This is a genomic window from Desulfobacterales bacterium, from assembly GCA_029211065.1.
Taxonomy (GTDB): domain Bacteria; phylum Desulfobacterota; class Desulfobacteria; order Desulfobacterales; family JARGFK01; genus JARGFK01.
The window spans coordinates 1-699 of record JARGFK010000251.1 but is presented as its reverse complement, the minus strand read 5'-3'; the positions used below and the strand labels follow the sequence as shown (position 1 = coordinate 699).

Genomic DNA, 699 nt, shown 5'->3' with positions numbered 1-699 from the left:
GGTCTCAGCTGATGGCCTGGAAAGAAGCTTCAGAGGGATAAATCCCTTTGAAACCGCTTTCTTTTTCTTAGCGTATCTCCTCGGAAAAATCAATCAAACAATGGAAGGAGGTGAGCAAATGGCAACATGCTGTATCGAGACCACAGACATATTTAGGGGTGCCTTCTTTTTATGCAAAGGCGGTGATCTCACAGATGTGCGTATTAGAAACAACGGCAAGCCCATTAGACAACAGGGTCGGATCTTAAATATTAATTATTCGGTTTGTCATTGGCGGTTTTAGATTTTATCTTTAACCGCCTTTTTCTTTTTTTGGGGTGGTGGGCGGGAATAGATCCTCGAATAAGACACCGCCGCATTGCACAGGCCGATGATCCGGCAAGGTCTCCCGTGTGTGCCCGGCCGTGGCGGGCCTGGCGGGGGCCTTGCACCTGATGACATAGTCCGGCTTATCGGGCGTGGGCCGCTATCCTCTAGAAAATACAGATAGATTTGCGGCCTATGGCCGATAAGTGAGGTTGGATTATGTCAGAAGCCGCAAGGGCCATGACAGGGCCTTGTTCAGAAAAGACTCGAGCGGCGGCTACCGCATTTTAGTAGTGGTATCGGCAGGCCAGGATGCGGATTTTATCTTCCTTGACCTGATAGACCAGGCGGTGCTCCTGATCGATGCGGCGGGACCAGCATCCGGAAAGCTCA

At 50.6% G+C, this 699-nt stretch carries 2 protein-coding genes; one reads left to right on the top strand and one right to left on the bottom strand.

The window, feature by feature from the left end; translation table 11 throughout:
* Positions 1-283, top strand: a 283-nt coding sequence (locus tag P1P89_23295) for a hypothetical protein (protein ID MDF1594448.1), incomplete at its 5' end; no start/stop codon positions are given.
* A 310-nt stretch (positions 284-593) separates the two neighbouring features.
* Here the strand turns inward: P1P89_23295 and P1P89_23290 are convergent.
* The coding region (locus tag P1P89_23290; protein MDF1594447.1) for a Txe/YoeB family addiction module toxin at positions 594-699 on the bottom strand (106 nt) is incomplete at its 5' end.